At 72.6% G+C, this 24,086-nt stretch carries 22 protein-coding genes and 3 pseudogenes; 9 read left to right on the top strand and 16 right to left on the bottom strand.

From position 1 onward, the window contains the following. Positions 1–3: 3 nt before the first annotated feature. Both ACN27G_RS11475 and ACN27G_RS11480 read left to right on the top strand, forming a co-directional pair. Positions 4–2,082: an NPCBM/NEW2 domain-containing protein gene (locus tag ACN27G_RS11475; protein WP_421492781.1), complete on the top strand. Its 2,079-nt coding sequence runs from the start codon at positions 4–6 to the stop codon at positions 2,080–2,082. A 228-nt stretch (positions 2,083–2,310) separates the two neighbouring features. Further along, positions 2,311–4,164, top strand: coding sequence for a glycoside hydrolase domain-containing protein (locus tag ACN27G_RS11480; RefSeq protein WP_421492782.1), 1,854 nt, complete (start codon positions 2,311–2,313; stop codon positions 4,162–4,164). 64 nt (positions 4,165–4,228) lie between these two features. Here the strand turns inward: ACN27G_RS11480 and ACN27G_RS11485 are convergent, their stop codons facing one another. Then, entirely contained in the window at positions 4,229–5,395 is a 1,167-nt protein-coding gene (locus tag ACN27G_RS11485; RefSeq protein WP_421492783.1) for an NAD-dependent epimerase/dehydratase family protein, read from the bottom strand. 451 nt (positions 5,396–5,846) lie between these two features. On the opposite strand from ACN27G_RS11485, the gene ACN27G_RS11490 reads away from it, so the two are divergent. The 3 genes and pseudogenes from ACN27G_RS11490 to ACN27G_RS11500 form a co-directional block, all read left to right on the top strand. Further along, positions 5,847–7,526, top strand: coding sequence for a cellulose-binding domain-containing protein (locus tag ACN27G_RS11490; protein ID WP_421492784.1), 1,680 nt, complete (start codon positions 5,847–5,849; stop codon positions 7,524–7,526). A 95-nt stretch (positions 7,527–7,621) separates the two neighbouring features. Beyond that, a pseudogene (locus tag ACN27G_RS11495) lies at positions 7,622–7,666 on the top strand (hypothetical protein); the annotation flags it as partial. Between the two features lie 56 nt (positions 7,667–7,722). Beyond that, positions 7,723–8,148 (top strand): annotated as a pseudogene (locus tag ACN27G_RS11500) (SAM-dependent methyltransferase); the annotation flags it as partial. 120 nt (positions 8,149–8,268) lie between these two features. Here ACN27G_RS11500 and ACN27G_RS11505 read toward each other — a convergent pair. The 6 genes from ACN27G_RS11505 to ACN27G_RS11530 all read right to left on the bottom strand — a co-directional run bounded on the left by ACN27G_RS11505 (position 8,269) and on the right by ACN27G_RS11530 (position 12,788). Further along, entirely contained in the window at positions 8,269–9,801 is a 1,533-nt protein-coding gene (locus ACN27G_RS11505; RefSeq protein WP_421497298.1) for a M28 family peptidase, read from the bottom strand. A 382-nt stretch (positions 9,802–10,183) separates the two neighbouring features. Continuing rightward, positions 10,184–10,786: a hypothetical protein gene (locus ACN27G_RS11510; RefSeq protein ID WP_421492785.1), complete on the bottom strand. Its 603-nt coding sequence runs from the start codon at positions 10,784–10,786 to the stop codon at positions 10,184–10,186. Positions 10,787–10,916: 130 nt separating this feature from the next. After that, a complete protein-coding gene (locus ACN27G_RS11515; RefSeq protein WP_421492786.1) occupies positions 10,917–11,468 on the bottom strand; it encodes a hypothetical protein in 552 nt (183 codons plus the stop codon). A gap of 2 nt (positions 11,469–11,470) precedes the next feature. Then, on the bottom strand, positions 11,471–11,767 hold the full coding sequence (locus ACN27G_RS11520) for a hypothetical protein (protein WP_421492787.1): 297 nt from the start codon (positions 11,765–11,767) through the stop codon (positions 11,471–11,473). Between the two features lie 251 nt (positions 11,768–12,018). Then, positions 12,019–12,513: an Asp23/Gls24 family envelope stress response protein gene (locus ACN27G_RS11525; RefSeq protein WP_421492788.1), complete on the bottom strand. Its 495-nt coding sequence runs from the start codon at positions 12,511–12,513 to the stop codon at positions 12,019–12,021. Between the two features lie 86 nt (positions 12,514–12,599). Beyond that, on the bottom strand, positions 12,600–12,788 hold the full coding sequence (locus tag ACN27G_RS11530) for a hypothetical protein (protein ID WP_421492789.1): 189 nt from the start codon (positions 12,786–12,788) through the stop codon (positions 12,600–12,602). 149 nt (positions 12,789–12,937) lie between these two features. On the opposite strand from ACN27G_RS11530, the gene ACN27G_RS11535 reads away from it, so the two are divergent. Next, complete coding sequence (locus tag ACN27G_RS11535) at positions 12,938–13,534, top strand: MBL fold metallo-hydrolase (protein ID WP_421492790.1); 597 nt, start codon at positions 12,938–12,940, stop codon at positions 13,532–13,534. Between the two features lie 73 nt (positions 13,535–13,607). Here ACN27G_RS11535 and ACN27G_RS11540 read toward each other — a convergent pair whose 3' ends face one another. Both ACN27G_RS11540 and ACN27G_RS11545 read right to left on the bottom strand, forming a co-directional pair. After that, complete coding sequence (locus ACN27G_RS11540) at positions 13,608–15,056, bottom strand: MFS transporter (RefSeq protein ID WP_421497299.1); 1,449 nt, start codon at positions 15,054–15,056, stop codon at positions 13,608–13,610. Positions 15,057–15,284: 228 nt separating this feature from the next. Further along, positions 15,285–15,521, bottom strand: coding sequence for a hypothetical protein (locus ACN27G_RS11545; protein WP_421492791.1), 237 nt, complete (start codon positions 15,519–15,521; stop codon positions 15,285–15,287). Between the two features lie 146 nt (positions 15,522–15,667). On the opposite strand from ACN27G_RS11545, the gene ACN27G_RS11550 reads away from it, so the two are divergent. Together ACN27G_RS11550 and ACN27G_RS11555 are read left to right on the top strand one after the other, a co-directional pair. After that, complete coding sequence (locus ACN27G_RS11550; RefSeq protein ID WP_421492792.1) at positions 15,668–16,780, top strand: geranylgeranyl reductase family protein; 1,113 nt, start codon at positions 15,668–15,670, stop codon at positions 16,778–16,780. Positions 16,781–17,233: 453 nt separating this feature from the next. Continuing rightward, complete coding sequence (locus ACN27G_RS11555; protein WP_421497300.1) at positions 17,234–17,872, top strand: hypothetical protein; 639 nt, start codon at positions 17,234–17,236, stop codon at positions 17,870–17,872. Positions 17,873–17,958: 86 nt separating this feature from the next. On the opposite strand, the gene ACN27G_RS11560 is transcribed toward ACN27G_RS11555, so the two are convergent. From ACN27G_RS11560 to ACN27G_RS11570, 3 genes and pseudogenes are all read right to left on the bottom strand, one after another. Beyond that, positions 17,959–20,253 (bottom strand): heavy metal translocating P-type ATPase, encoded by a 2,295-nt coding sequence (locus ACN27G_RS11560; protein ID WP_421492793.1) that lies wholly within the window; start codon positions 20,251–20,253, stop codon positions 17,959–17,961. A 24-nt stretch (positions 20,254–20,277) separates the two neighbouring features. Next, positions 20,278–20,499, bottom strand: a pseudogene (locus tag ACN27G_RS11565) (hypothetical protein); the annotation flags it as partial. A gap of 69 nt (positions 20,500–20,568) precedes the next feature. Further along, positions 20,569–20,778, bottom strand: coding sequence for a heavy-metal-associated domain-containing protein (locus tag ACN27G_RS11570; protein WP_421492794.1), 210 nt, complete (start codon positions 20,776–20,778; stop codon positions 20,569–20,571). A gap of 127 nt (positions 20,779–20,905) precedes the next feature. Here ACN27G_RS11570 and ACN27G_RS11575 point away from each other — a divergent pair, with 127 nt between their 5' ends. Further along, the gene (locus tag ACN27G_RS11575; RefSeq protein WP_421492795.1) at positions 20,906–21,208 is read left to right on the top strand and encodes a metal-sensitive transcriptional regulator; all 303 of its coding nucleotides are present in this window, start codon (positions 20,906–20,908) and stop codon (positions 21,206–21,208) included. Positions 21,209–21,230: 22 nt separating this feature from the next. Here the strand turns inward: ACN27G_RS11575 and ACN27G_RS11580 are convergent, their stop codons facing one another. The 4 genes from ACN27G_RS11580 to ACN27G_RS11595 are packed head-to-tail and all read right to left on the bottom strand — an operon-like array spanning position 21,231 to position 24,016. Then, on the bottom strand, positions 21,231–21,803 hold the full coding sequence (locus tag ACN27G_RS11580) for a hypothetical protein (RefSeq protein WP_421492796.1): 573 nt from the start codon (positions 21,801–21,803) through the stop codon (positions 21,231–21,233). Then, a complete protein-coding gene (locus tag ACN27G_RS11585) occupies positions 21,718–22,263 on the bottom strand; it encodes a hypothetical protein (protein ID WP_421492797.1) in 546 nt (181 codons plus the stop codon). The genes ACN27G_RS11580 and ACN27G_RS11585 overlap by 86 nt, the downstream gene beginning before the upstream one ends. Further along, complete coding sequence (locus ACN27G_RS11590) at positions 22,260–23,387, bottom strand: molybdopterin-dependent oxidoreductase (RefSeq protein ID WP_421492798.1); 1,128 nt, start codon at positions 23,385–23,387, stop codon at positions 22,260–22,262. Before ACN27G_RS11590 ends, ACN27G_RS11585 begins: the two co-directional genes overlap by 4 nt. Next, a complete protein-coding gene (locus ACN27G_RS11595) occupies positions 23,384–24,016 on the bottom strand; it encodes a class I SAM-dependent methyltransferase (RefSeq protein WP_421492799.1) in 633 nt (210 codons plus the stop codon). The genes ACN27G_RS11590 and ACN27G_RS11595 overlap by 4 nt, the downstream gene beginning before the upstream one ends. Positions 24,017–24,086 lie beyond the last annotated feature (70 nt).

Genomic DNA, 24,086 nt, shown 5'->3' on the forward strand with positions numbered 1-24,086 from the left:
GACGTGAGACGACACGCGTTCGTCGGCCTGTTCGCCCTCACCGCCGCCCTGCTGGCCGCACCGGCACCCGCCGCTGCCGCTGCCGCCGGCGAGCCGGTCAGCGCCACCGCCGCCGGGCAGCCGCTCGGCGCAACCCCCTACCAGGGTTGGAACACCTACTACGGGCTCGGCGGAGAGTTCTCCGAGGAGTCGGTGAAGCAGGTGGCCGACTCCCTGGTCGCGCGCGGCCTGGCCGAGGCGGGATACGACATCGTCTGGCTCGACGGCGGCTGGCAGGACCCGGAGCCGCGTACCGCCGCCGGTGACCTGCAGCCCGACCGGACCCGGTTCCCCAACGGGTTGACGCCGCTGGTGGACTACATCCACGGCAAGGGCCTGCGGGCCGGCATCTACACCGACGCCGGGCCGTACATCCCGGGCAGGTGCGGGCTGGGCAGCCACGGCTACTACCAGCGGGACGCCGACCAGTTCGCCGCCTGGAAGTTCGACGCGGTCAAGGTGGACTTCCTCTGCGGCATCGCCGCCGACCTGGACCCGAGGACCGTCTACACCGAGTTCGCCCGGGCGCTGCGGCAGAACGCGAGCGGGCGGCCGATGATTTTCAACCTCTGCAACCCGGTCACCTCCCCGGATTGGGGAAACTATCCGGAGGAGCAGCAGTCGACGTACTCCTGGAGCTACGCCCCGGCGATCGCGCAGTCCTGGCGGACCTACACCGACGTGGGCTTCGTCGGTGAGATCAAGTTCAAGGACGTGCTGCGGAACTACGACGCCAACGCCCGGCATCCCGAGGTCGCCGGGCCGGGGCACTTCAACGACCCGGACTATCTCGGCCCGGAGCTCGGGATGACCGACGAGGAGTTCCGCACCCAGATGACCCTCTGGTCGGTCGCGGCCGCGCCGCTGGTGATCGCCAGCGACGTCCGCAAGCTCCGCCAGTCCTCGGTCGACATCCTCACCGACCCCGAGGTGCTGGCGATCAACCAGGACCCGGCCGGGATCCAGGCCGTCCGGGTCGGTCCGGCCGGCGCGACCGAGACCTGGGTGAAGCGGCTGGCCGACGGCGACCGGGCGGTCATGCTGCTCAACCGGGGCGAGTCCGGGCGGATCCTGAGCACCACGGCCTCGTCGCTCGGCCTCTCCGGCCGCAGGTTCACGCTCGAGAACGCCTGGACCGACCGGGTCACCGAGAGCACCGGCACGATCAGCGCGGCGGTGCCCGCGCACGGGGCCGCGCTCTTCCGGGTCGGCCCGGCTCGTGGGCTGCCCGGGGCGCCGCACGTGACCGCCGGGCTTCCGGAGCTGACCGCCGTCGGCGGCACAGCGGTCCCGGACGGGTTCGCGCCGGTGGTGGCCGGCGGTGACGAGGCCCGGGTCGAGGTGGCCGTCCGCAACGACGGGCTGCTGCCGGTGCTGGCGCCCCGGGTCCGACTGGCCGCTCCCGCCGGCTGGCGGGTCCGGGCGCTGGACCGCTCGCCGCTGCTGCTCGCCGGGGGCCGGTCGGCCACCCTCGCCTTCACGGTGACGCTGCCGGCCGGAGCCGTCCCGGGCGGCGCGACGCTGACCGCCACCACCAGCTATGAGGCGCCCGGACACGGGCGGCAGCGGCTGGTGACCGCCTCGACGGTGACGGTCGCTCCGGCGCCACCCGAGGGCGAGGTGGTCCTCTCGCACCACGACTGGATCAGCGCCACCAGCGGCTGGATGAGCCCGACCGTCGACCTCAGCGTCGGCGGCGGATCGCCGATCAGCCTGCTCGGCCAGGTCTATCCGACGGGGATCGGTGTCGCCTCGCCGTCGGTGATCCGCTACTACGTCGGTGGTGGCTGCACCCGGCTGACCGGGGTCGTCGGGCTGGACGACGCGGTCCGCAACGTCGGGCCCGAGGGGGCGACGGCGACCTTCCAGGTGATCGGCGACGGCCAGCTCCGGTACGACAGCGGAGTGCTGACCCGCGACGACACCGGCCGGATCGACCTCGACCTGACCGGGGTACGGGTGCTCGATCTGGTGGTCGGGGACGCGGGCGACGGCGGCTACAACGACCGTGCCGACTGGGCCGCGCTGACCGTGACCTGCTGATCCACGCCGCGCGGCGTGCCGACGGCCGCCGAGCGCGTCCCGACGACGGTCCGGGGTCCGGTGCTCTGTCACCTGGCCCCGGACCCCTTCGGGCTCCTTGCCCCCGGCATCCGACCACGTCTGCCTTCACCGGTGCTCGTTCTACCGGTAGATGTCGATATCTGGTAGAAATCTTCCAGCGAAAGTCGTTGGCTGTAAATATTTCTCCACGAGGCAGCGGAGGCTGGGATGAGAAGGATCGTGGCGGGCCTGACCGGACTGGCGGCCGTGCTGGCCGGGACCGGCATGGCGGTCGCGCCCGCCGGTCCGGCCCGGGCCGCCACCGTGGCCACCGCGCCCACCGAAGCTGCCGTGGCCACCGTGCCGGACCCGACCGCGGTCGCGGGCGACATCGCGGAAACCACCCGTACGGTCGGCTACCGGGGCTACCAGGTGCGGGTTCCGGTGAGCTGGCGGGTCGTCGACCTGGCCGCCAGGCCGCATGCCTGCCTCCGGTTCGACCGGCCCACGGTTTACCTCGGACACCCCGGCGACCAGGCCGAATGCCCGGCCAGGCTGGTCGGGCGCACCGCGGGCCTGCTGGTCGAGCCCTTCGACGGCGCCTCGGCGTCCCGGCACACGCCGCCGGCCGCCGGCACGGCGACGGTCTCCGCTCCGGTCTCGCGCGACGACGCCATCCAGGTCGCGGTCCGGGACGCGGGCGTGCGTGTCACGGCGGTGCACACGCCGCTGACGGAGCCGCTCGTCCGGCGCATCCTCGACACCGCCACCCTCGGCCCGGACGCGTCGCCGGCGCCGTCGGACCTGCCGGCGGGACCCGGGGCCGCAGCCGGGACACCGTCGTCATCGGCCCTGTCCGAGGCCGCGGTCGGAGCACCGCCGCCAGCCCCGGCCGGGCCCGCACCGGGCGTACAGGGTCCTGCGGCGCCGCTGGCGGCGGCCGGCCCGCAGCCCGGCACGTACCTCGGCCGGGGCTTCGACACCTGCACCGCACCGTCCCAGTCGGCGATGGACGCCTGGCGGGCCAGCTCGCCGTACCGGGCGGTCGGGATCTACATCAGCGGTGCCAACCGATCGTGCGCCCAGCCCAACCTGACCGCCAGCTGGGTCGGCAACCAGACGGCGAACGGCTGGCGGCTGATCCCCATCGAGCTCGGCCGCCAGGCGCCCTGCTCCACCCGCTACACCCTGCTGATCTCCAGCGACCAGGCCACGGCGCGGGCCCAGGGCGCGACCGCCGCGACGAATGCGGTGGGTTCGGCGCAGGCGCTCGGCATCCCCGCCGGCAGCGCCATCTACAACGACATCGAGCACTATCCGTCGAACCCCACGTGCAGGGCGGCCGTGCTCTCGTTCCTCTCCGGCTGGACGGAGCGGCTGCACGCGCTCGGCTATCTCTCCGGCATGTACTCCAGCGGGTCGTCCGGAATCGCCGATGTCGCCAGCGCCTACCACGATCCCGCGTACACCCGGGTGGACCACCTCTGGTTCGCCTGGTGGAACGGGGCGGCGGACACCGACGCCGGGCCGTACGCCCCGGCCGGGTACTGGGCCGACCACCAGCGGCTGCACCAGTACGCCGGCGACGTCTACGAGACCTGGGGAGGCGTACAGATCCGGATCGACCGCAACTACCTCGACGTCGCCGCCGGAAGTGCCGGGCCGCCGCCGGTCTGGAGCAGCGTCGTGGACAACGACACCGCCGGCCGGTTCACCGCCAGCGCGAACTGGGGGACGTCGGCCTACTCGGCCCAGCGGCACGGTGCCGACTACCGCTTCGCGGATCCGGTCCTGGCCAGCGACGTCGCCTGGTGGCGGGTGAACATCCCGCAGACCGCCAGCTACGAGGTCTCGGTCTGGTACGCGGCCAACCCGGACTACAACGACTCCACCCCGTTCATCGTCGTCACCACCACCGGCAACCGGACCGTACGGGTGAACCAGCGCGCGGGCGGCGGCCGGTGGGTGTCACTGGGCGTCTTCACCCTGCCCGCCGGGGACGGCGACCGGATCGGAGTGAGCCGGTGGACCAGCGGCACCGGCTACGTCATCGCCGACGCGGTGCGGGTCACCCGGGTCTGACCGAGATGCCGACGACCGGGGCGCTCGCCGACGCGGTGCTCAGGGACGCTCGCCGACGCCGTGCTCAGGCGCGCTCGCCGACGCCGGTGCCGGCCTCGGCGAGCCGGCCACCGCTGAGCCGGGGTGTCAGGGGTGCGGTCGGCATCCCGCCGGTCATGCGCAGGCCCCGGAGGAAGTCCTCGATCGCCTTCCGGGCGCTGTGCCGGGGCGTCCAGCCCAGCTCGGCCCTGGCCCGGGTGGTATCCATGATCGGGAGCCGGAGCACCGCGTCGAAGAGCTGCGGCGAGGCCGGGACCAGGTGCAGGTGCCAGGCTGCGGCGAGCGCGGCCCGTACCGGGGCGGCGGGTAGCCGTACGGGGCGGGCCCGCAGGATGTCGGCGAGCAACCGGCCGTCGACGACCGGCTCGGCGGCCACGTTGAACGCGCCGCGCACGTCGCGGAGCACCGCCAGCCGGTACGCCTCGGCCGCGTCGGCGGAGTGCAGGGCCTGGAACCGCAGTCCCGGCAGGTCGGGCAGCACCGGCACGACCCCGGGCCGGACGAGGCGACCCGGCAGCAGTGGTCCGGTGAAGAGCCGCCGCTGCTGACTGGCCGACTCCTGCTTGAAGATGAAGCCGGGGCGCAGCCGCACCACCCGGGTCGTCGGATGCCGCCGCTCGAAGGCGTCGAGGGCCCGTTCCAGGTATGCCTTCTCCCGGGTGTACCCGGCGGTCGGCCAGCCGTCCGTCGGCCAGCTCTCGTCGACCGGGCGGTCCTTCGGCCCGGGCGAGTACGCCCCGACCGACGAGGCGTAGACCAGGGCCGGCACGCCGGCCCGGGCGGCGGCGGCGAAGACCCGCCGGCCGCCCACGGCGTTGACCCGCCAGGTGGTCAGCGGTCGGTGCGTGGGCTGGAAGAGCCAGGCGAGGTGCACCACGACGTCGGCGCCGTCGAAGATCTCGACGAGGTCCGAGGCGACGATGTCCGCCTCGACCCAGTCGGTCTTCGGAGGTCGCCACCGGGGTGGCCGCCGCGCCACACCGACGATCGTGCCGACCGCCGGTTCACGGCCCAGCGACTCGACGAGACTCGTGCCGACGTTGCCGGTCGCGCCGACCACCACCACCCGGAGCCCTGAGCCCGTGCCACCACGTGGAGTCACCGGTCCGCCGGTCGCCTGCGCGTCTCCGCCGGCCGCCTGCGGGCTTCCGCCGGTCGCCTGCGGGCTTCCGCCGGTGCCCTGAGCGTCCATGGCGGTCGACCTTCCCCGCGGTCGTCCGGGTAAACCCGTGCACCGCGGTGAACAGGAGCGCCACGGCGGCCCGGAGGCGGGCGACGGTCCGGAGTCCGGGTGGTCCGGACGCCGGAACTACTCTCCGAGGCCGGGAAGCACATCTGTACCTATCAATTTAATTGGGGCGAGAACAGGCGTTATGCGTTGACAGAATTGACGCCGGACGTAACATAGATGTAAATCGATCGATGGCGATCCGTCGCCACCACCGGACGTTCCGTCCGGCCGCTCCGGCGTCCGGTGCGGCACGCGCTCGAAACCTAGCAGAGACAGTCACGGTCCCGCTGTCCAGCCCGGGTCGACGGTCGGGGGCGGGTTCGACGTCGATTACCCACCATCGTTCGGAGGACCAGCAATGCACCTACATCGCCCCCGATCCCGGCTGTGGTCGGCCGTGACCGTGGCGGCCGTGGTAGCCGCCGGCGGGGCGGCCATCATCGCCGCCACACCCGCGGTGGCTGCTCCCGGTTGTGGCGTCACGTACACGGTCGGTTCCCAGTGGCAGGGTGGCTTCACCGCCACTGTCACCCTCACCAACGTCGGTGACCCGATCAGCTCCTGGACGATGACCTGGAGCTATGCGGGTGGCCAGCGGGTCACCCAGGCGTGGAACGCCACGGTTTCCCAGAGCGGCAGTGAGGTCAGCGCCCGCAACGCCAGTTACAACGGCAGCGTCGCCACCGGAGCCAGCGTGTCGTTCGGCTTCAACGGCTCCTGGAACGGCAGCAACCCGGCACCGACCAGCTTTACCGTGAACGGAACCGCCTGCACCGGGCAACCCGGCGGTCCCACCACCCCGCCCACCACCGGACCGACGACGCCACCGACCGGGTCGCCGACGACGCCGCCTCCGGGCAACCCCACCTGGGGTACGGCGCTGCCGCCGTCCGGCGCGCAGCTGAGCCGGGCGTACCAGCTGATCGCCACCGCCAACGAGAAGGGATACCTGCCGAGGTCGGGCGAGTGCTCCGTCGAGATCCACGCCCGTTACTGGACGTACGGCCCCGACGGCAAGGTCTATCCCACCTGGCACCCGACCCGGGACTCCAGCGGCTGCAACTTCGGCCACGAGCACGGTGACGACCCGCGCAACTCGGACCTGTACAGCACCGCCGGCTGGCCCGCCTTCGGCTACACCAGCGAGGTGATGCTGGACAGCATGCCCGAGAACAGCCACCGACACGAGGACCACGTCGGGCACAAGGTGCTCTCGGTCAACAACACCAACGTGATCCAGGGTGACAACGGGAGCAGCTTCTTCCCGCCGCAGGGCACCACGATCGCCGTCTGCGACACCCTGCTCAAGTTCCACCAGGGCACCCACTCGCCGGACGCGTTCAGCAACAACGTCCACGAGTTGCTCTTCAACCAGCGTTGCACCGCGAGCAACGGCGGCCAGGTCACCGAGGCCCGCTACAACGCGATGATCCCGCTCGGCCGGGCCGGTGGCTTCAGCCCCAGCGAATGCCCGGGCTTCGGCGGCGCGTTCATCAACGTCAAGCCCGCGGTGCCGGCGGACTCGCCGTCCGACACCCGGTCGCTGGGCCGGCTGATCACGGAGCCGGGCTGCGTACAGGCGATCCGTGAGGGTCGTACGCACTACGACCCGCTCTACCCGAACCCGGTGCCGTTCACCGTCTCCGACATGGACGACTTCTGGTTCTCCGACTTCTCGGTGACGGGCAGCGGGCTGAACTTCCGGCTCGGGCCCCTGTTCTACGTGGTCAACCCGTCGCGCTACTACGACCCGAGCAAGCCGGACAACATGGGCCGGATCGTCGACCTGTGCTACACGAATCTCGCGGGTGGTGACTACTGCAACCAGGCCCGCCAGGCCGGGCAGAACATCCAGTGGGACGACCCCCGCTCGCCGTTCAAGGGCACCCTGCGGGAGTTCCGGCCGGGCACGATCCAGGTGCAGAACAGCGGCCCGACCACGGTCTACACCGACGTGTACGGCCGCAACGTCTCGAGCACGCCGTTCAACGGCTCCATCAAGCAGTACTTCTCCGGTAACCAGTCGTCGACCATGTACGTCCGTGGCGCGACGAGGGACTGGAACGCCACCGGGGTGCACGCGCCGAACTGACGGCACACCCTTCCGGGCCCGCGGCGGAACCCATCCGCCGCGGGCCCGGCCCGTGCCCACCCACGCCCGGCGCCTTCCTTGCGCGGATTGTCGTCATGACCCGGCAGTCCCGGCGCTTCCTCATCCGCGCCGTGCGCCTCCTGGCCGCCGAGGCGGGCATCCGGCAGTTCCTCGACGTCGGCACCGGCCTGCCCCCATGCAGAACACTCACGCGGTCGCCCAAGAGGTCGCGCCGGAGTCCCGGATCGTCTACGTCGACACCGACCCGGTGGTGCTGGTGCACGCCAGCGCCCTGCTCGCCGGCACCTCGGCGGAGGGACTTACGACCTACGTGCACGCCGACCACCATGAGCCGGAGAAGATCCTCGACAAGGCCGCCGATGCGCTGGACTTCTCGAAGCCGGTGGCGGTCATGTTCATGGGCGTGCTGGGCTACGAGCCCGACCTCGATGCCGTACGCTCCATCGTCGGCCGGATGATGGCGCCCGCAGCCTCCGGCAGCCACCTGGTCCTCTGGGACGGCACCGACACCAGCCCGGCGGTGGTCGACGGCGCCGACAGGCTGGTGCAGAGCGGTGGGCTTCCCTACGTCCTGCGCAGCCCCGACCAACTCGCCGGCTGCTTCGCCGGCCTGACGATGATCGCACCGGGTCTGATGCCGACACGAAGTGGCGCCCCGACGATCCCGACGCCGAGCACATCGACGCCTACGGCGCCGTGGCCCGGAAGCCCTGACCGGTCGTCAGCTCCGGGTGATCCGTACGTCGTCCACGGCCGCCTCGACCAGGCTGGCGCCGCCGGCGTCGGCCGCCTCGACCAGGATCCGGACGCTCTGCCCCGCGTACGCCGAGATGTCGGCGCTCGCCGTCTGCCATGCCGCGGCCCGGTTGCTGGCGGCACCGACGACCTCGTGCACCGTGCCGGTGCTGGTGCTGACGACCCGGACCCGCAGGTAGTCGGCGCTGCTGGCGTTGCTGAGATGGGCAAGGTACCAGGCGAAGGAGAGCGTCAGGGTGCCGCCGGCCGGGAGGCTGATCGACGGTGACCGGATGCTGGTCACGCCACCGTCCACGTCGTGGTCGCCGGCACCGCTGCCGGCGAGCGGTCCGGTCACCAGGTCGAAGCTGCCACTGACGGTGCTGCCGAGCTGGGTGGCCACCCCTGAGCTGGTGGCCGCCGGATCGGCCCGCGCCCATAGCCCGGCGGTTGCCGTGTCGGTGCCGGCCGGGTCGACCGTCCACCCGGTCGCTGTCTCGAAGGTGTCGCTGTAGACCGTCTCGCCCGGCGGCGCCGGGGTGGCGGCCAACGCCCAGACGCTGTACGCGATCGCGTCGGCGTTCCGGCCCAGCGCGGTGTCGTCGATGTTCGCGGTGGTGTCGCAGGCACGGTGGTAGCAGGGGTCGAAGGCGCTGCCGGCCGTGCCGCCCCAGAGCGCGGCCTGGCTGCTCGACTTGACGCCCTCGGCGCCGGTGAAGGTGCCGCCGGCCGGGATGCCGACCCGGATGAACGGCCCGTAGTCGCTTCGGCCGTCGAAGTCGGTGCCCCGGGTCGGCACCCCGATCGAGCTGAAGTACGCCTGGATCGTCTGCTCGATCTGAGCGGAACCGGCGGGCCCGGGGCCGGACCCCACGCCGTCGGAGTTGTCCCCGTCGTAGACGAAGTAGCCGGCGTTCGGCGAACCCACCATGTCGAAGTTCAGGTATCCGCCGATCCTGGCCTGCTCGGCGGTCGAGAGGTTGTTGACGTAGTACTGCGAGCCGCGCAGCCCCAGCTCCTCCGCGCCCCACCAGGCGAACCGCAGGTGCTTCCCGGGTGCCAGGCCGGACCGGGCGACCGCCAGCGCCACTTCCAGGATGGCCGCGGAGCCGGAGCCGTTGTCGTTGATGCCGGGCCCGGCGGTCACGCTGTCCAGGTGCGCACCGATCATCAGCACGTCGTCGGGGTCGCCGCCGGGCCAGTCGGCGACCAGGTTGTAGCCGGTGGCGCCGCCGTAGCTGAACGACTGGACGGAGGTGGTGTAGCCGGCGCCGTCCAGTTGCGCCCTGACGTAGTTGACGGAGGCGAGGTAGCCGGGGCGGCCGTGTGCCCGGTTGCCGCCGTTGGCGGTGGCGATGGACTGGAACTGCGTCAGGTGCGCCTTCACGTTGGCCAGCGGCACGTCGGGGGCCGCGAGCGGCATGTCCGGGGCGGCGAGCGACCCGATCGCCACGGCGGCCGAGCGGGGTACGGCGGCGCTGGTCGGCGTGGCGGGAGCGAGTCCCACGGCGGCCGCCAGCACCAGGCCGGTGAGGCAGCGGAGCAGGCGTCGGTTCACGTGTCCTCCCGGGGTGGGGGATCCGGTCACCCGGTCGCCGCCGATCGGCCGACGCCGGGCGCGGCGTCGCCGTCGCCGTCCCGGTCGGGTCGGCCGTCGCATCGACGACTGTCATCCGCGATGAGCAGCGTGACGATCCGGTGGCGGGACGGCAACACTCGCGGGTGTGAATCACCACCTGATCCGAATTGGTGCGACTCGCCCAACCTGCCCACCGGCGCGTTCTACGGGTCGCGCTTCGGTGACGGAGTGTCGAACCCGCCCGGGGACGGTGGTACCCCGAGCTACCGCCGAAGGGACCGTGGAGGTGGCATCATGCCCCAGCCACCTGCGCGGCTGACGGTCAGTGCACGCGGGCCGGGCCGGCGGCGTCGATCCGCGCGGTCACCTCCAGCCGGCGCGGTGCCATCCCGGAGGTGGCCCGGAACCGCTCGACAGCCGCCGAGACGTGGTCCCGGACGACGGTCAGCGCGGCCCGGGAGTTGAGCTGCAACTCGATCCAGAGTTCCGGCTGGGGGGCCGTGCCGGCCAGCCGGACCGAGGCCCGCCGGACCTGCGGGTCCCGGGCGAGGTCCCGTTCCAGGCCACGGGCCAGCCGGGTGCCACGGACATGGGTGACGCCGGCCGGCGCCGGGCCGGGATCGGCGGTCCGCCGGGTGATGGACCGCAGGTCGAGGTCGCCGAGCACCGGATATCGGCGGACCCGGACCACCCAGCCGAGCATGCTCCACCCGAGCCAGGCGACGAGCAGCCCGAGCACGCCGAGGATCACCAGGCCCCACGGGTCGACGGCGCGCCAGGTGCGGAGCAGGCCCGACCAGAGCAGGGGTGCGCTGTTGTCGGTCCCGGCCAGGTGACCCAGGCTGGCGATCAGCCCCACCACGCCGATGGCGGTGAGCACGATGCCGACCACCGTCCAGAACACCCGGATAGCGCCGTTCGTCATGCCGCTCCTCCCCACCACCCCGTCACACGCCACAGCGTCACGTGCGACAGCGTCACGTGCGACAGAGTCGCGTGCGACCTGGCGCGTCGTCGTCCTGGATCGAGCCGTCCGGCCGTCGTATGCCGGCCCATCACGTCTCCACCCGCGGCACACCGGCCCGCGACGACCTCGACGGGCGCACGATCTGCACCCCCACGTCGTCGTCCGGCGAGGCGCCGAGACGTTCCAGTTCGCGCCGGATCGTGGACTCCACCTCCGGCCCGACCGGGGCCTCGCTCACCGCCCGGATCCGGGTCCGCCAGCCGTCGCCGTCGCGACGGACCCGGGCGCTGGCGCTCTCGACACCGGCGACACCGGTCGCCGCCGTCGCCAGTTGCCGTTCGACGGAGCGGCGTTGCAGGTGCCAGCCGTCGGCCAGCCGGGTGGACAACCGCTGCGGCTTCCAGCGGGTCAACTGGGCGACGAGGATCAGCAGGCCGAGCACGCCGACCGCGATGAAGCCGGTGCGTACCCAGGCGTCGCCCAGCCGGGTGCCGGTCAGCGTGCGGTACCAGCCCGTGTGGTCGGCGACCAGCCCTTCGCGGTTCAACGCCACGGCGAAGACCTCGGCGATCAGCAGCAGGCCGCCGCCGAGCAGTGCGACACCGAGCAGCAGGGTGGCGAAGCGGTTGACCAGGCGCATGCTCAGTCTCCGGCCGCCGTGTCGACCGGCGTCGGCAGGGCGATGTCTTCGACGATCACTTCCACCGACGCCTCCCGACCGAAGCTCTCCAGTACACCCCGGACCGCCGCCTGGATCTGCTCGGCCACCGGGACGATCGGCACCGGCCCCACCTCGACGTGCACCTCCACCGGGTCACCGAGGCGGACTCCGACGATCTTTCCGCCGGGGAACTGGGTGGCCGCCTCGATGCCGCTGCCGGCGGTCAACCCGGTCACGCCGGGCACCAGGAGCACGGCGTCCCTGATCCTGGTGGCCACCGCGGCCGGATCGGCACTCCGCGCGGGCCCGGCGCCGGCCGGTCCGCGGTCCGGTCTCGTGCCGGCACCGGCCCGTCCACCGTCCGGCCCCCCGCGTGCGGCCTCCGGTCCGGCCTCCGGCGTCCCTCCCGACCCGCTCCGGTCGATCTCCGGCCTCTCCGAGGCGGTCGTGCCGGTCCCCGTGCCGCTGCCCGGACCGGTGCTTTCGCCGCGGTCGATCCGGCTCGGCACGCTCTTCGTCGCCCGGCTGCTCATCGCGGCTGCTGCCTGCCGTCGTCGCCGTCCTGGTCACCCTGGACGTGGACGTCGTCGACGTTGATGTTCACCTCGACGACCTTGAGGCCGGTCATCGCCTGCACCCGGTCGATCACGTTGCGGCGTACGGCCTCGGAGACGTCGACGATGCTCTGGCCGTAGAAGGTGACGATGTCGACGTCGACAGTCGTCTCGCGCTCGCCGACCTGGACCGAGACGCCCTGCCCGGCCATCTCGCCGCCGCCCGGGACGAGGCTGCGCAGCTGTCCCATCCGCCGGGCGAGTCCGGCACCCATCGAGTGCACGCCCGGAATCTCGCGGGTCGCGAACCCGGCGATCTTGGCGATCACCCCGTCCGCGATGCGGGTCTGCCCGGTCTCGGTGGTCACCCGGGCCCGGGCCGGCCCGCCGCCGTCCGGCCGGATCGTGCGGCCCGGCGAGTCCGCCTTCGCCCGGTTGTCGTTCCTGGTGGCGGTGGTGCTGTCAGCCATGTCCTGTCCCATCTCCTACCGGTGGGTCTCTGCCGGAGATCAGGGCCCCGGTCGCTCCGCTGGGTCCGTCGGGGTGTCGGCGTCGGTCAGCGCCGGCGGGATGCGGCGGCCCGGTCGGCCAGACCGGCGACGTTCAGGTCGCCGTCGATCACCCGTACGGCGAGCCACCCGACCAGGCCGGCGAGGACCGCACCGGCCGCCGCTCCGAAGCCGACGATGGCCCAGGCTGCCGCGATGAGGAAGCCGATGATGAAACCGAACTGTTGACGGGACATTGGTTCCTCCCCATCCTGCGGCGGTAGGTCGGAGGTGGCTTACACCGTGGCGACGAAGTCGAACCCCGGTGGGTCGACAAGCTGTGTGATCTGCATCACTTCGGACTCTCTGGATCTTGGTCGGACGGCGGTTCGCTAGCGTGCCGGGGGTGCGAATCGTCAAATACACCCACGCCTGCGTACGTCTCGAGCACGCCGGCGCCGTCCTGGTCGTCGATCCGGGCAGCTGGAGCGAGCCGGCGGCACTGCGCGGCGCCGACGCCGTCCTGGTCACGCACGAGCACACCGACCACGTCGACGTGCTGCGGCTGGCCGGTCTCGGTGTCCCGGTCTACGCCCCGGCCGGGGCAGATATCCCCGATCTCGAGGTGCAACCGGTCGCAGCCGGGCAGGAGTTCACCGCCGCCGGCCTTCGGGTACGCGCCTTCGGGGGCCGGCACGCCACCATCTACGGCGGCCTGCCGGACTGCCCCAACCTGGGCTACCTCGTCGAGGGGCGGGTCTATCACCCCGGCGACTCGGTGCACCGGCCGGAGGTGCCGGTCGAGACGCTGCTGGTGCCGGTGCACGGGTCGTGGCTGAAGACCGACGAGGCGATCGACTTCGTCCGCGCGGTCGCGCCCGAGCGGGCGTACGGCATCCACGACGCGCAGCTCAACGACCGAGGGCTGCAGAGCGCGCACGGCTGGCTCACCGAGGAGGCCGGTGGCCGCTACCGCTGGCTCACCCCGGGTGAGGCAGCCTGAACGCCTCCGCGACCGTCACCCGGCCGCCGGTCCGGGCTGAGCGTCACCCGGCGCCGCCGGTCCGGGCTGACCGTCACCCGGCGCCGCCTGCCCTGGCCGGACTTCCCGGCCGCTCGGTCCAGCTGTCCACGATCGCCGCGACCAGCGCGATCACCACGAACCCCGTGGTGGCGAGCAGCGCGTCCCGGAACGCGCGCGACCAGCCGTTGCCGGTGGCGGCCAAGGTGCTGAAGAAAATCATTCCGACCCCGGCGATCCCGGTGGCGGCGCCGATCCGCTGGGCGGTCTGCAGCATCCCGGCCGCGCTGCCCGCCTGGGCGACCGGCACCTCGGAAAGCGTGAGGTTCTGGTTGGGGGTGATCACCAATCCGCTGCCGAGCCCGGCGACCAGCAGCGGCAGGGCGGTGACCAGCGGTGCACCCCGTCCGGGCACGAAGTGCAGCGCCACGATCACACCGACGAGCCCGATCGCGACGGTGGCCAGGCCGATCGCGACCAGTGGCCGGCCGAACCGGTAGATGATCCGACCGCCGAGCGCCGCCGTCACGGCGGAGCCGGCCGCGAAGGGCGTGACCGCCAGCCCGGCCTGCAGGGCGGTGTAGCGCAGGCCGGCCTGTAGGTAGAGGGTGAAGAGGAAGAAGATCGCCACGAAGCCGCCGAAGTAGAGCAACCCGATCAGGATGCCGAGGGAGTAGGAGCGGAGCCGGAACAGGGCCAGGTCGAACAGCGGCACCCGGTGGCGCCGGTAGCGTAGCTCCCAGCCGACGAAGCCGAGCAGCACCAGGAGTCCGGCCGGGATCAGCAGCCACTTGAGCGGCCCCTGCCACTGCCGCTGTTGCACAAGTGGCAGCAGCAGGAAGACGACGCCGACTCCGAGTAGCAGTACGCCGACCGGGTCGAGGTTGCGCCCGTCCGCGGCCCGCCGCCCGGGACCGGCCGGCAGCAGTCGCCAGGCGAGGAGGATCGTGACGATGCCGACCGGGACGTTGACGAAGAAGACCAGCCGCCAGCCGAGCTGCTGACCACCGAGTTCGATCAACCCGCCGCCGAGGAGTGGGCCGACGCCGGTGGAGACGCCGATGGTGGCGCCGAGCAGGCCGAACGGCCGGCCGCGCTCGGCGCCGTGGTAGAGCTGCTGGATCAGCCCGATCACCTGCGGATTGACCAGTCCGGCGGCGGCACCCTGCAACAGCCGGGCGATGATCAGCCAGGTCGGTGACCCGGCGATCCCGGCCGCCGCGCTGGTCAGTGTGAAGAGTCCGAGGCCGACGACGAAGACGGTACGCCGCCCGCGAGCGTCGCCGAACCGGCCGGCCGGCACCAGCAGCAGGCCGAAGGTCAGTGCGTAGCCGGAGACGATCCACTGCAGATCGCTCGGGTCGGCACCGATGGCCCGGTCGATCGAGGGGAGCGCGACGTTCACGATGCTGACGTCGAGCAGCGTCATGAACGCGGCGACCAGGCCGACCGCGAGTGCCTGGCTGCGCCGCCGGGCGGCGGTGCGCGGGTCGAGACCAGCCAGTGGGTCCGGCTCGGCCGCACCCGGGCCGTTGCCCGATCGTGGCTCGCCGCCCTGGCCACCCGGGGAGGTGCCTTCTGCCGCGCTCAATCGGGCCTCGCTGACTGTGCCGCGTCCGGATCGCGGGCCGCTAATCGGGATCGACGGGGTCAGAATACCCCAAACCCTCTCCGGCTCGGGTCAGCGACATGTCGACCCCTTCGGCCGGCAGCCCGCCCGCGGCGGCGATGTTCAGGCGAGCTGTTGCGAACACCATCGCGGACCGAAGTCCAGGCCCTCCAGCGGGGAGTCCTCGCGGTGCAGGAGGTTCTTCTCGCCGAGCACGTGCAGCGGCGTCACCAACTGCTCCGGCGGCAGCCCGACCTCCTCGGCGATGGCCTCCGGAAAGGGCACCTGTCCGCGGGCCTCGAGCGTGGTGACCGCCTGATACACCCGTTGTTCGATGTCGGTGAGATGTAGCTGTTGCATGGTGACCTCCTCGCCCGCGCACCCGCGCCAGGCAGTTCGCGAGGCCGCGATTACCCGCCGGCGAAGCGTTGATGCGCAGCCGGTGACATCTCCTGCCGACGAGTCCCGCCCGGGAACCGACCGGTGCGTCGCCTAGGCTGCTAGCCGTGATCTGGGACGTGGCCGTGATCGGGGCCGGACCCGCCGGACTCTCCGCCGCGTTCGCCGCCGCGCGGGCCGGCGCGCGCACCGTCGTACTCGAGAAGTCCGCGCATCCGAGGTACAAGACCTGCGGCGGCGGTCTGATCGGCACGTCGTTGGCGGTGGCCGCCGCGCGGATCGACGTGCCCGCCGACGACCGGGTCGAACGGGTCACCTTCACCCACGACGGGCGGCGGGAGTTCACCCGCCGCTACCGCCCGGGGCAGTTGGTCACGATGGTGCGGCGGGAGGAGTTCGACGACCGCCTCCGGGCCGCCGCGGTCGGCGCGGGCGCCGAGATCCGGCAACGGGTCGCGGTCCGCGGGCTCGAACAGGACCCCGACGGCGTACGCGTCAGGCTCGCCGACGGATCGGAACTGCGCGCCCGGTCGGCGGTCGGCGCCGACGGCTCGGCCGGGGTGACGGCACGTCGGGTGGGGGTGCGGTACGCGCAGGTCGACCTGGGGCTGGAGTTGGAGCTCCCGATCCCGCCCCCACTCCAGGACCACTGGCGGGGCCGGTTGCTGCTGGACTGGGGGCCGTTGCCCGGGTCGTACGCCTGGGTCTTCCCGAAGGGCGACCGGCTCACGGTCGGGGTGATCGCCGGTCGGGGCGAGGGGGAGCGGACCCGGCGGTACCTGCGGCAGTTCGTCGAGCGGCTGGGCCTGGCCGGCCTGGAGCCGGTGCACGACTCCGGACACCTGACCCGGTGCCGCAGCGCCGACTCGCCGCTGCGCCACGGCCGGGTGCTGGTCGCCGGCGACGCGGCCGGCCTGCTCGAACCCTGGACCAGGGAGGGGATCAGCTTCGCGTTGCGCTCGGGCACGCTCGCCGGCACGGCCGCGGCTGACGGCGACCTCGACGGCTACGTCCGCGCCGTGCATGAGCACCTCGTCCCGCCGATGCGGGCCGGCTTCCGGATCCTCGCCGCCTTCACCCGGCATCCCGGCGTCTTCCACGCCGCCGTGGCCACACCGCCCGGCTGGCGCGCCTTCACCGCCTTCTGTCGGGGCGAGACCAGCTTCGATCGCACCCTGGAGCGCCGCTCCGTGCGCGCGGCACTGGCCCTGCTCGGCTGAGCATCAGGAACCGCATCCGCCGTTCCGTCCCTCGCCGGGTCAGCCGGGCGATCCGGAGGAAGTGCCGGGCGATCGGGTCGAGTTGCCGGTTGCGTGTGATGTCCGGTTCGGTTTGGTGGTCGGCGTGCCGGTGGGGAATGCTGGGTGGGGGCCGGTCGTTACATCATGCGTACGGCCGAGTAGCACCCCTGGTCGGCCGGGGGCTTGCGGGTGGGTGGCGGGGAATGATCCCCACCCACCGGTCGTTACATGTGGTGTTCGCCCGAGTACGAGCCGTCCCCCCCGGCAGTATCCCGTGCTCGGGTGTTCTTGCTTCTGTCGTCTCTGGAGACCGCCGGTGTGCTGGTTTCGGGACGTGATGTTTCCTCCATTGACACCCCGGTCGGGTGTTCATCCCCGAATGGAAGGTGGACCGTCATGAACACGATGTTGTTCGGTCGGTGGCTTCCGGCCATGTCGCAGACTTCGTTCGTGCGTAGGTCCGTGTTGGGTGTGGCTGGTCTGGCGTTCGTCGGTGGTGCGGTCGCGGGCCCGTCGGTGGCGGCGCAGGCCGGCCCGGAGCATGCCGGTAGCCTGGTGGCCGCTTCGGTCATGGTCGACAATGGCGACCACAAGGGTGACAAGGGCGACAAGGGTGGTGGGCCGTCGCGGGACCGGTTGGTGCCGCACGGTGTGCAGGGTGTGCAGTCGCGGATCGACATCTCGCCGGAGCGGGCGGCGAGTGTGGAGGCGATCGTGGCGGCGACGAAGAAGGCGGGTCTGGACGAGCGGGCTGCGGTGATCGCGGTCGGCACGTCGCTGCAGGAGTCGAAGTTGGAGAACCTGGGTCATCTGGGTGACCGTAACGACCATGACTCGCAGGGGTTGTTCCAGCAGCGGCCGTCGTCGGGTTGGGGCACGGTGGAGCAGATCACCGACCCCGAGTACGCCACGACGGCGTTCCTGAAGGGTCTGCGGCAGGTCGACGGCTGGCATGAGCTGCCGCTGACCGTGGCCGCGCAGAAGGTGCAGGTGTCGGCGTACCCGGACGCGTACGCCAAGTGGGAGGACCAGGCCGCCGACCTCGTCGCCGACGCCTGGACCACCAGCTGACACACCAGCACAACAGAACAGAACAGACCAACCCCGTTGGCCGGGTCCCCACCCCAGGGGACCCGGCCAACGGCGTATCCGGACGGCTACGCCTCCGCCGCCGCGTCGACCGGGCCGGTCCGATGCGACGTGAAGCGGCGTAGCCGCAGCGAGTTGCCGACGACGAAGACCGACGAGAAGGCCATCGCGGCACCGGCGATCATCGGGTTGAGCATGCCGAGCGCGGCCAGCGGCAGGGCGGCGACGTTGTAGGCGAACGCCCAGAACAGGTTGCCGCGGATCACCCGCAGCGTGGCCCTGGAGAGGCGGATCGCATCGACGGCGGCGGTCAGATCACCGCGTACCAGGGTCAGGTCGGCGGCTTCGATGGCGACATCCGTACCGGTTCCCATGGCCAGCCCGAGATCGGCCTGGGCGAGCGCGGCGGCGTCGTTGACGCCGTCGCCGATCATCGCGACCACCCGGCCGTCGGCCTGGAGCCGCCGGACCACGTCGAGCTTCTCCGCCGGCAGCACCTCGGCGATCACCTCGGCTATGCCGACCTCGGTGGCGACCGTCCGGGCGGCGGCGTGGTTGTCGCCGGTGAGCAGGATCGGGGTGAGGCCGAGCCGGCGCAGTCCGGTGATCGCCTCGCGGCTGGTCGGTTTGATCGTGTCGGCCACCACCAGCACTCCGCGGACCTGGCCGTCCCAGCCGGCCAGCACCACCGTCCGGCCGGCCGCCTCGGCGGCGCTGACCGCGGGCCCGAGCTCGGCGGGCAGCTCGAGACCCCGTTCGGTCATCAGCCGAGCCCGGCCGACGGTGACGCTCCGGCCCTCGACGGTCCCGGTCACGCCGAGCCCTTCCACGTTGGCGAAGGCGTCGACCCTGGGAAGCGGTCCGGGCCGCTCCGCCGTGGCGGCGGCGACCGCGCGGGCGATCGGATGCTCGGAGGCGCCCTCCAGGGCGCCGGCCAGCCGGAGCAGTTCCGCGTCGTCCTGCCCCTCGGCGGGCACGATCTCGACCAGGCTCATCCGGCCGGTGGTGACGGTGCCGGTCTTGTCCAGCACGACCGTCTCCACCCGCCGGGTGGACTCCAGTATCTCCGGCCCCTTGATCAGAATGCCGAGCTGCGCACCCCGGCCCGTGCCCACGAGCAGCGCCGTCGGAGTGGCCAGCCCGAGGGCGCAGGGGCAGGCGATGATGAGCACCGCGACGGCGGCGGTGAATGCCGCCGTCACGCCGTCCCCCGAGCCGAGCCAGAAACCGAGGGTGCCGACCGCGAGAGCGATCACGACCGGGACGAAGACGCCGGAGATCCGGTCCGCCAGGCGTTGCACCTGCGCCTTGCCGCTCTGGGCCCGTTCGACCAGGGTCGCCATCTGCGCGAGTTGGGTTTCGCCGCCGACCCGGGCGGCGCGGACGACGAGCCGGCCCCCGGCGTTGACCGTCGCACCCACCACCTCGTCGCCGGGGCCGACCTCCACCGGCACCGACTCGCCGGTGAGCATGCTCGCGTCGACGGCGGACGAGCCCTCCTCGACGAGCCCGTCCGTGGCGATCTTCTCGCCGGGACGGACCACGAAACGGTCCCCGACGGCGAGTTGGTCGGCCGGGACCCGCGTCTCGACGCCGCCGCGCAGCAGCGTCACCTCCTTGGCCCCGAGCTCGAGCAGCGCCCGCAGCGCGGCACCGGCCCGGCGCTTGGCGCGGAGCTCGAAGTAGCGACCGGCGAGGATGAAGAGGGTGACCCCGGCCGCCGTCTCCAGGTAGATGTTGCCGGCCCCGTCGCCCCGGCCGATGTCGAGGCTGAACGAATGGGTCATGCCCGGCATGCCGGCGGTGCCGAGGAAGAGCGCCCACACCGACCAGCCGAACGCGGCGAGCGTGCCGAGCGAGATCAGCGTGTCCATGGTGGCGGCGCCGTGCCGCAGGTTGATCCAGGCGGCCCGGTGGAACGGCAGCCCGCCGTACGCGACGACCGGCGCGGCGAGGGTGAGCGAGAGCCACTGCCAGTGGTCGAACTGCCAGGCCGGCACCATTGCCAGGACGATCACCGGCACGGTCAGCACCAGCGACACCAGCAGCCGGGTCCGGAGCGTACGCAGCGCGTCGTCGGGCGCGGCGGCCCTTGCCTCCGGCGCGTCGGCGGGACGGGGTGGCGGGGGTAGCACCGCCGTGTAGCCGGTCTGCTCGACCGTGGCGATGAGGTCGGCCGGGGTACGGGTGTCGTCGTAGCTGACGCTGGCCTTCTCGGTGGCGTAGTTGACCGTCGCGGTCACCCCGTCGAGCCGGTTGAGCTTCTTCTCGATCCGGCTGGCGCAGGAGGCGCAGGTCATCCCGCCGATTGTCAGTTCGATCCGGTGCGGCGCCATCGGTGGGCGCCCGGCGGCCGTTGCCATTCCCGTCTCCCCTCGCTAGTCGTGTCCGTGGCCGGGCCCGCCGTCGGGATGCACGTGCAGGTACGCCAGGTCACCTTCCCGGAGCGCGACCAGGTGACCGTACGCACCGAGGTAGGGCTGCAGGTCGGGTGACCGGTTGTCCGGCGCCATCTCCGGGTGAACGTGGCGGAAGCCGGAGAGGTCCCGCCGGGCGACGATCAGGTGCATCCGCCTGTCGTGCGCCACCTCGTAGTCGGTCACCGGTTTGTCGCGGTGTGCATCGTGCTGCCTGGTTTCTTCTGGATCGAGCGCCTGCCCTGCGGTGGGCGCGGTGGGTCAGGGACCGACGAGCTCGTAGCCGGCCTCGTCGACGGCGGCGCGCAGCCGCTCGGGGTCCACCGCGGCGTCGCTGGTGACGGTGACCGAGCCGGAGGAGAGGTCGACGCTCACGTCCGTCACGCCCGGGATCGCGCCGACCTCTTTGCTGACCGCGTTGGCGCAGTGATTGCAGGTCATTCCCTTGACCTGGTAGTTCTCGATGATCATCCAAGCGCTCCCTTCCCCTGTCACATCCTATACCCGTGGGGGGTATTGGCTGCCCGCACTTACCCCTCGGGGGTATCGCTTCCCGAGTACCGTAGCATACCCCCAGGGGGTTAGATATGCTTAGGGTATGACGACACCTGCGGAGACCCCGACGCGCGGCTACACCGCCAGCAAGGATCAGTTGCTCGCGCGACTGCGCCGGGTCGAGGGGCAGGTCCGGGGGATCGAGCGGATGGTCGAGGACGACCGCTACTGCATCGACATCCTGACCCAGATCTCCGCCATCCAGGCGGCGCTGGACAAGGTGGCGCTCGGCCTGCTCGACGGGCACGCCAGGCACTGCATGCACGAGGGCGCGATGGCGGGGCGGGCCGACGAGATGGCCACCGAGATGATGGCCGCTGTCGGGCGCCTGATGAAGCGCGGCTGACGCCCCGCCTCCGCTCCAGCCGTCAGTCCCGCTCCAGGCTGTCAGTCCCGGACCGGCCGGTCCCCTCCGGGGTGGGAAACAGGTCGACCTGGTCGCCGAGATCCACGTCCCGGAGCAGGTGTGCCGGTGCCGGGCGGTCGCTTGCCGGCCGCCGCGAGTAACGCCGTCCGGCTTCACCGGGATCCGGCCGGGAGGTGACCCGGAACGGCACCATCGCGATGGGTGCCGGCGGAGGCTCGAACCTGCGTTCGCCCCAGCGGAGCCAGATGGCGATCCGCCCTGCCTCGGACTCCAGCCGGAGCTTGTCGACGGAGCGTCGCCGACCGGAGTGGTCGACCTCGATCACGACCGGCGCACCGTCCGCCCGGGCGCACCCGACATCCACTATGGAGTGCTGATGCTCGTAGGGTGGCGGCAGCGGCATCACGCTGGCGGCACGCCGGTAGGCCCGCCAGCCCTCTGCCCTCGCCCAGGCGACGACGGTGTCGATCAGCAGGGCGGTGACCTCGTCACTCGTCTGGTCGTGGAACGTCAGCCGGCCGAGCCAACCGGCCAGCGCGGCGCCGATCCGGGCGCCCTCCTCGGCCTGGTCCACGGTCCGACCGTACCGTCTGCGGCGTCGTCGTGGCCGGTCGCCACAGCCGGTACCCGGCGGCCAGCCCGGCCCAGAGGAGCACCGTCCAGACACCGATCTGGATCAGGTAGTCGCGGTCCTGTAGTCCCGGGTTGGTCGGTGCGGCCGACGGCCGCCAGATCAGCGGCACCGCGATCAGCAGCAGCGTCGCGGGCACCGCGAGCCCGGCGGTGATCCAGCTCCGGGCCGCCCGGTCCGGCACCAGCCGGCCGAGAAGCAGGCCCGCGAGCCCGACCAGCGGGGCGACCAGCACGTCGTGCAGCAGCGGGCCGGCCAGCAACCAGGGGAGCACGGTGTCGAGCGGAGGCAGCAGGACGATGCCGTACGCCGCCATCGCGACGCCCGACCCGACCAGGATGACCCTCGTCGCCCGCCCACCCGCCGCCCTCGGCACCCGGCGCCGTCCCGCCCCACCACTCATCCCGCGACCTCGAGCCGGGTCACCCACTTGGTCTGCAACACGCCGGGGCGGCTCGGCGCGATGATCCTGCACGGATAGCCGTGGTCCGGGTGCAGCACCTCCCCGTTGACCCGCAACGCGAGCAGCGTCAGCGGGTCGGTGACGTGCCACGCCGGCAGCACGCTGCGCGCATAGAGCCCCGCCTCCTCCAGCGACCCGACCCGGACCGGCCGGTCGGTGGGCGCGCCGGCGGCGGCGAGCAGGTCGGCCACCGGCACCCCGGTCCAGTCCGCCGTCGCGCTCCAGCCCTCCACGCAGGCGATCGGCAGTCGCCCGGTCCGCTGCGGCAGGGCCGCGAGTTCGGCAAGGCCGAAGCCGCGCCGGCCACCGGCCCAGACGACCTCCAGGCGCCAGTCGGCCGGTACGGCGATGCCGGCGGCGCTCGCGGTCCGGTTCACCGGCACCCCCTGCGGCCCGGTCGCCGACCGCCAGGCCAGCGCCGAGACGTGCCGCAACCACGGCACGGTCACCCCGGCGGCGGCCAGCACGGCGACCCCGGTGCTGCCGGCGGCGGTCCGCAGGAAGGCACGCCGTCCCGGCACCGGAGCCTGGCCGATCCGGGTGGCCAGTGCCGTCCGGATCAGCGGCAGCTTCACCCCGACGTGCACCAGCAGCGCACCGGCCGCCAGCCAGCCCACCGCGTGGTGTGCGGCGGGGAAGAAGAACCGCCAGGGGTACGCCTGCGCCACGTTGAAGACCCCGGTCACCAGCTCGAAGAAGGCCGCGCAGACCAGTACCAGGATCGAGACGCGTTCGAGTCCGTGCCCGACGAGCCGGCCGGGCCGGCGCAGCGGCGGCCGGGCGAAGAGCCGGGGATAGACGCTCCAGAGCTTCGCCAGCAGGAGCGGGATCGCCGCGATCCCGGAGAGCACGTGCACGCCCTGGGTGATCCGGTAGAGGTTCACCGGCCGGCTCGGCCAGCCGAACCAGCCGGGCGGATGCTGGATGGCGTGGCTGATCAGCCCGGTGAGGAAGCAGAGTCCGAACGCGACGCCGAGCCAGAGGCCGAGCCGGGCCGCCACCGGCGCCGAGTGCGCGGGCCCGGTGAAATCCTCGGGGCGCGGGATCGGCGGGCGGCGGATCATCGGCGTACCAACTCGGCGAACCAGCGGTCACCGGAGCAGAGCAGCGCGGTCACCCGCAGCCCGGCGTCGGCGGCGACGCGCCCCACCGCCTCCACCCCGACCCGGGCCCAGCGGAACACCGCGCTCCGTCCCGGTCCGCGACCCGGCCCGACCGGGTCGACGTGGGCCAGCCCCTGCCACAGCCCGGTCCCGGGCGGCTCCAGTTCGGTCAGGACGGTGCCGTCCGGGGCGAGCAGGGCGGCGCAGCGGCGCAGCAGCGCCACGGGGTCGCCGCCGATGCCGATGTTCCCGTCGATCAGCAGGGCGTGCGCCCACCGTCCCTCACCGGGCAGTGGGGCGAAGATGTCGCGCCGCAGCGCGGCGGCGCCACGGGCCCGGGTCAGGCGTACCGCGTGCGCCGAGATGTCCACACCGAGCGTGGCCAGGCCGCGCCGGGCCAGCGCGGCGGTCAACCGGCCCGGCCCGCAGCCGAGGTCGATGGTCGGGCCGAGGCAGCGGGCCACGACCGGTGCGACGGCCGGTTCCGGCGGGCCGTGCCAGCGGCGCACCGGCAGCGGGTACGCTGCCCCGCCGGCACGCAGCAGCCAGTGCTCGGTGCGGGCGTGCTCGGCGCGGACGGGCTCCGGCATGCCGTGGCGACCGCGCGGGCGCCGGGGCGCGGCCGACTCCGGGCCGCCCCCGGCACGCGATGCGAGCGGC

Source organism: Plantactinospora sp. WMMB334 (assembly GCF_049179095.1).
Classification (GTDB): Bacteria; Actinomycetota; Actinomycetes; order Mycobacteriales; family Micromonosporaceae; genus Plantactinospora.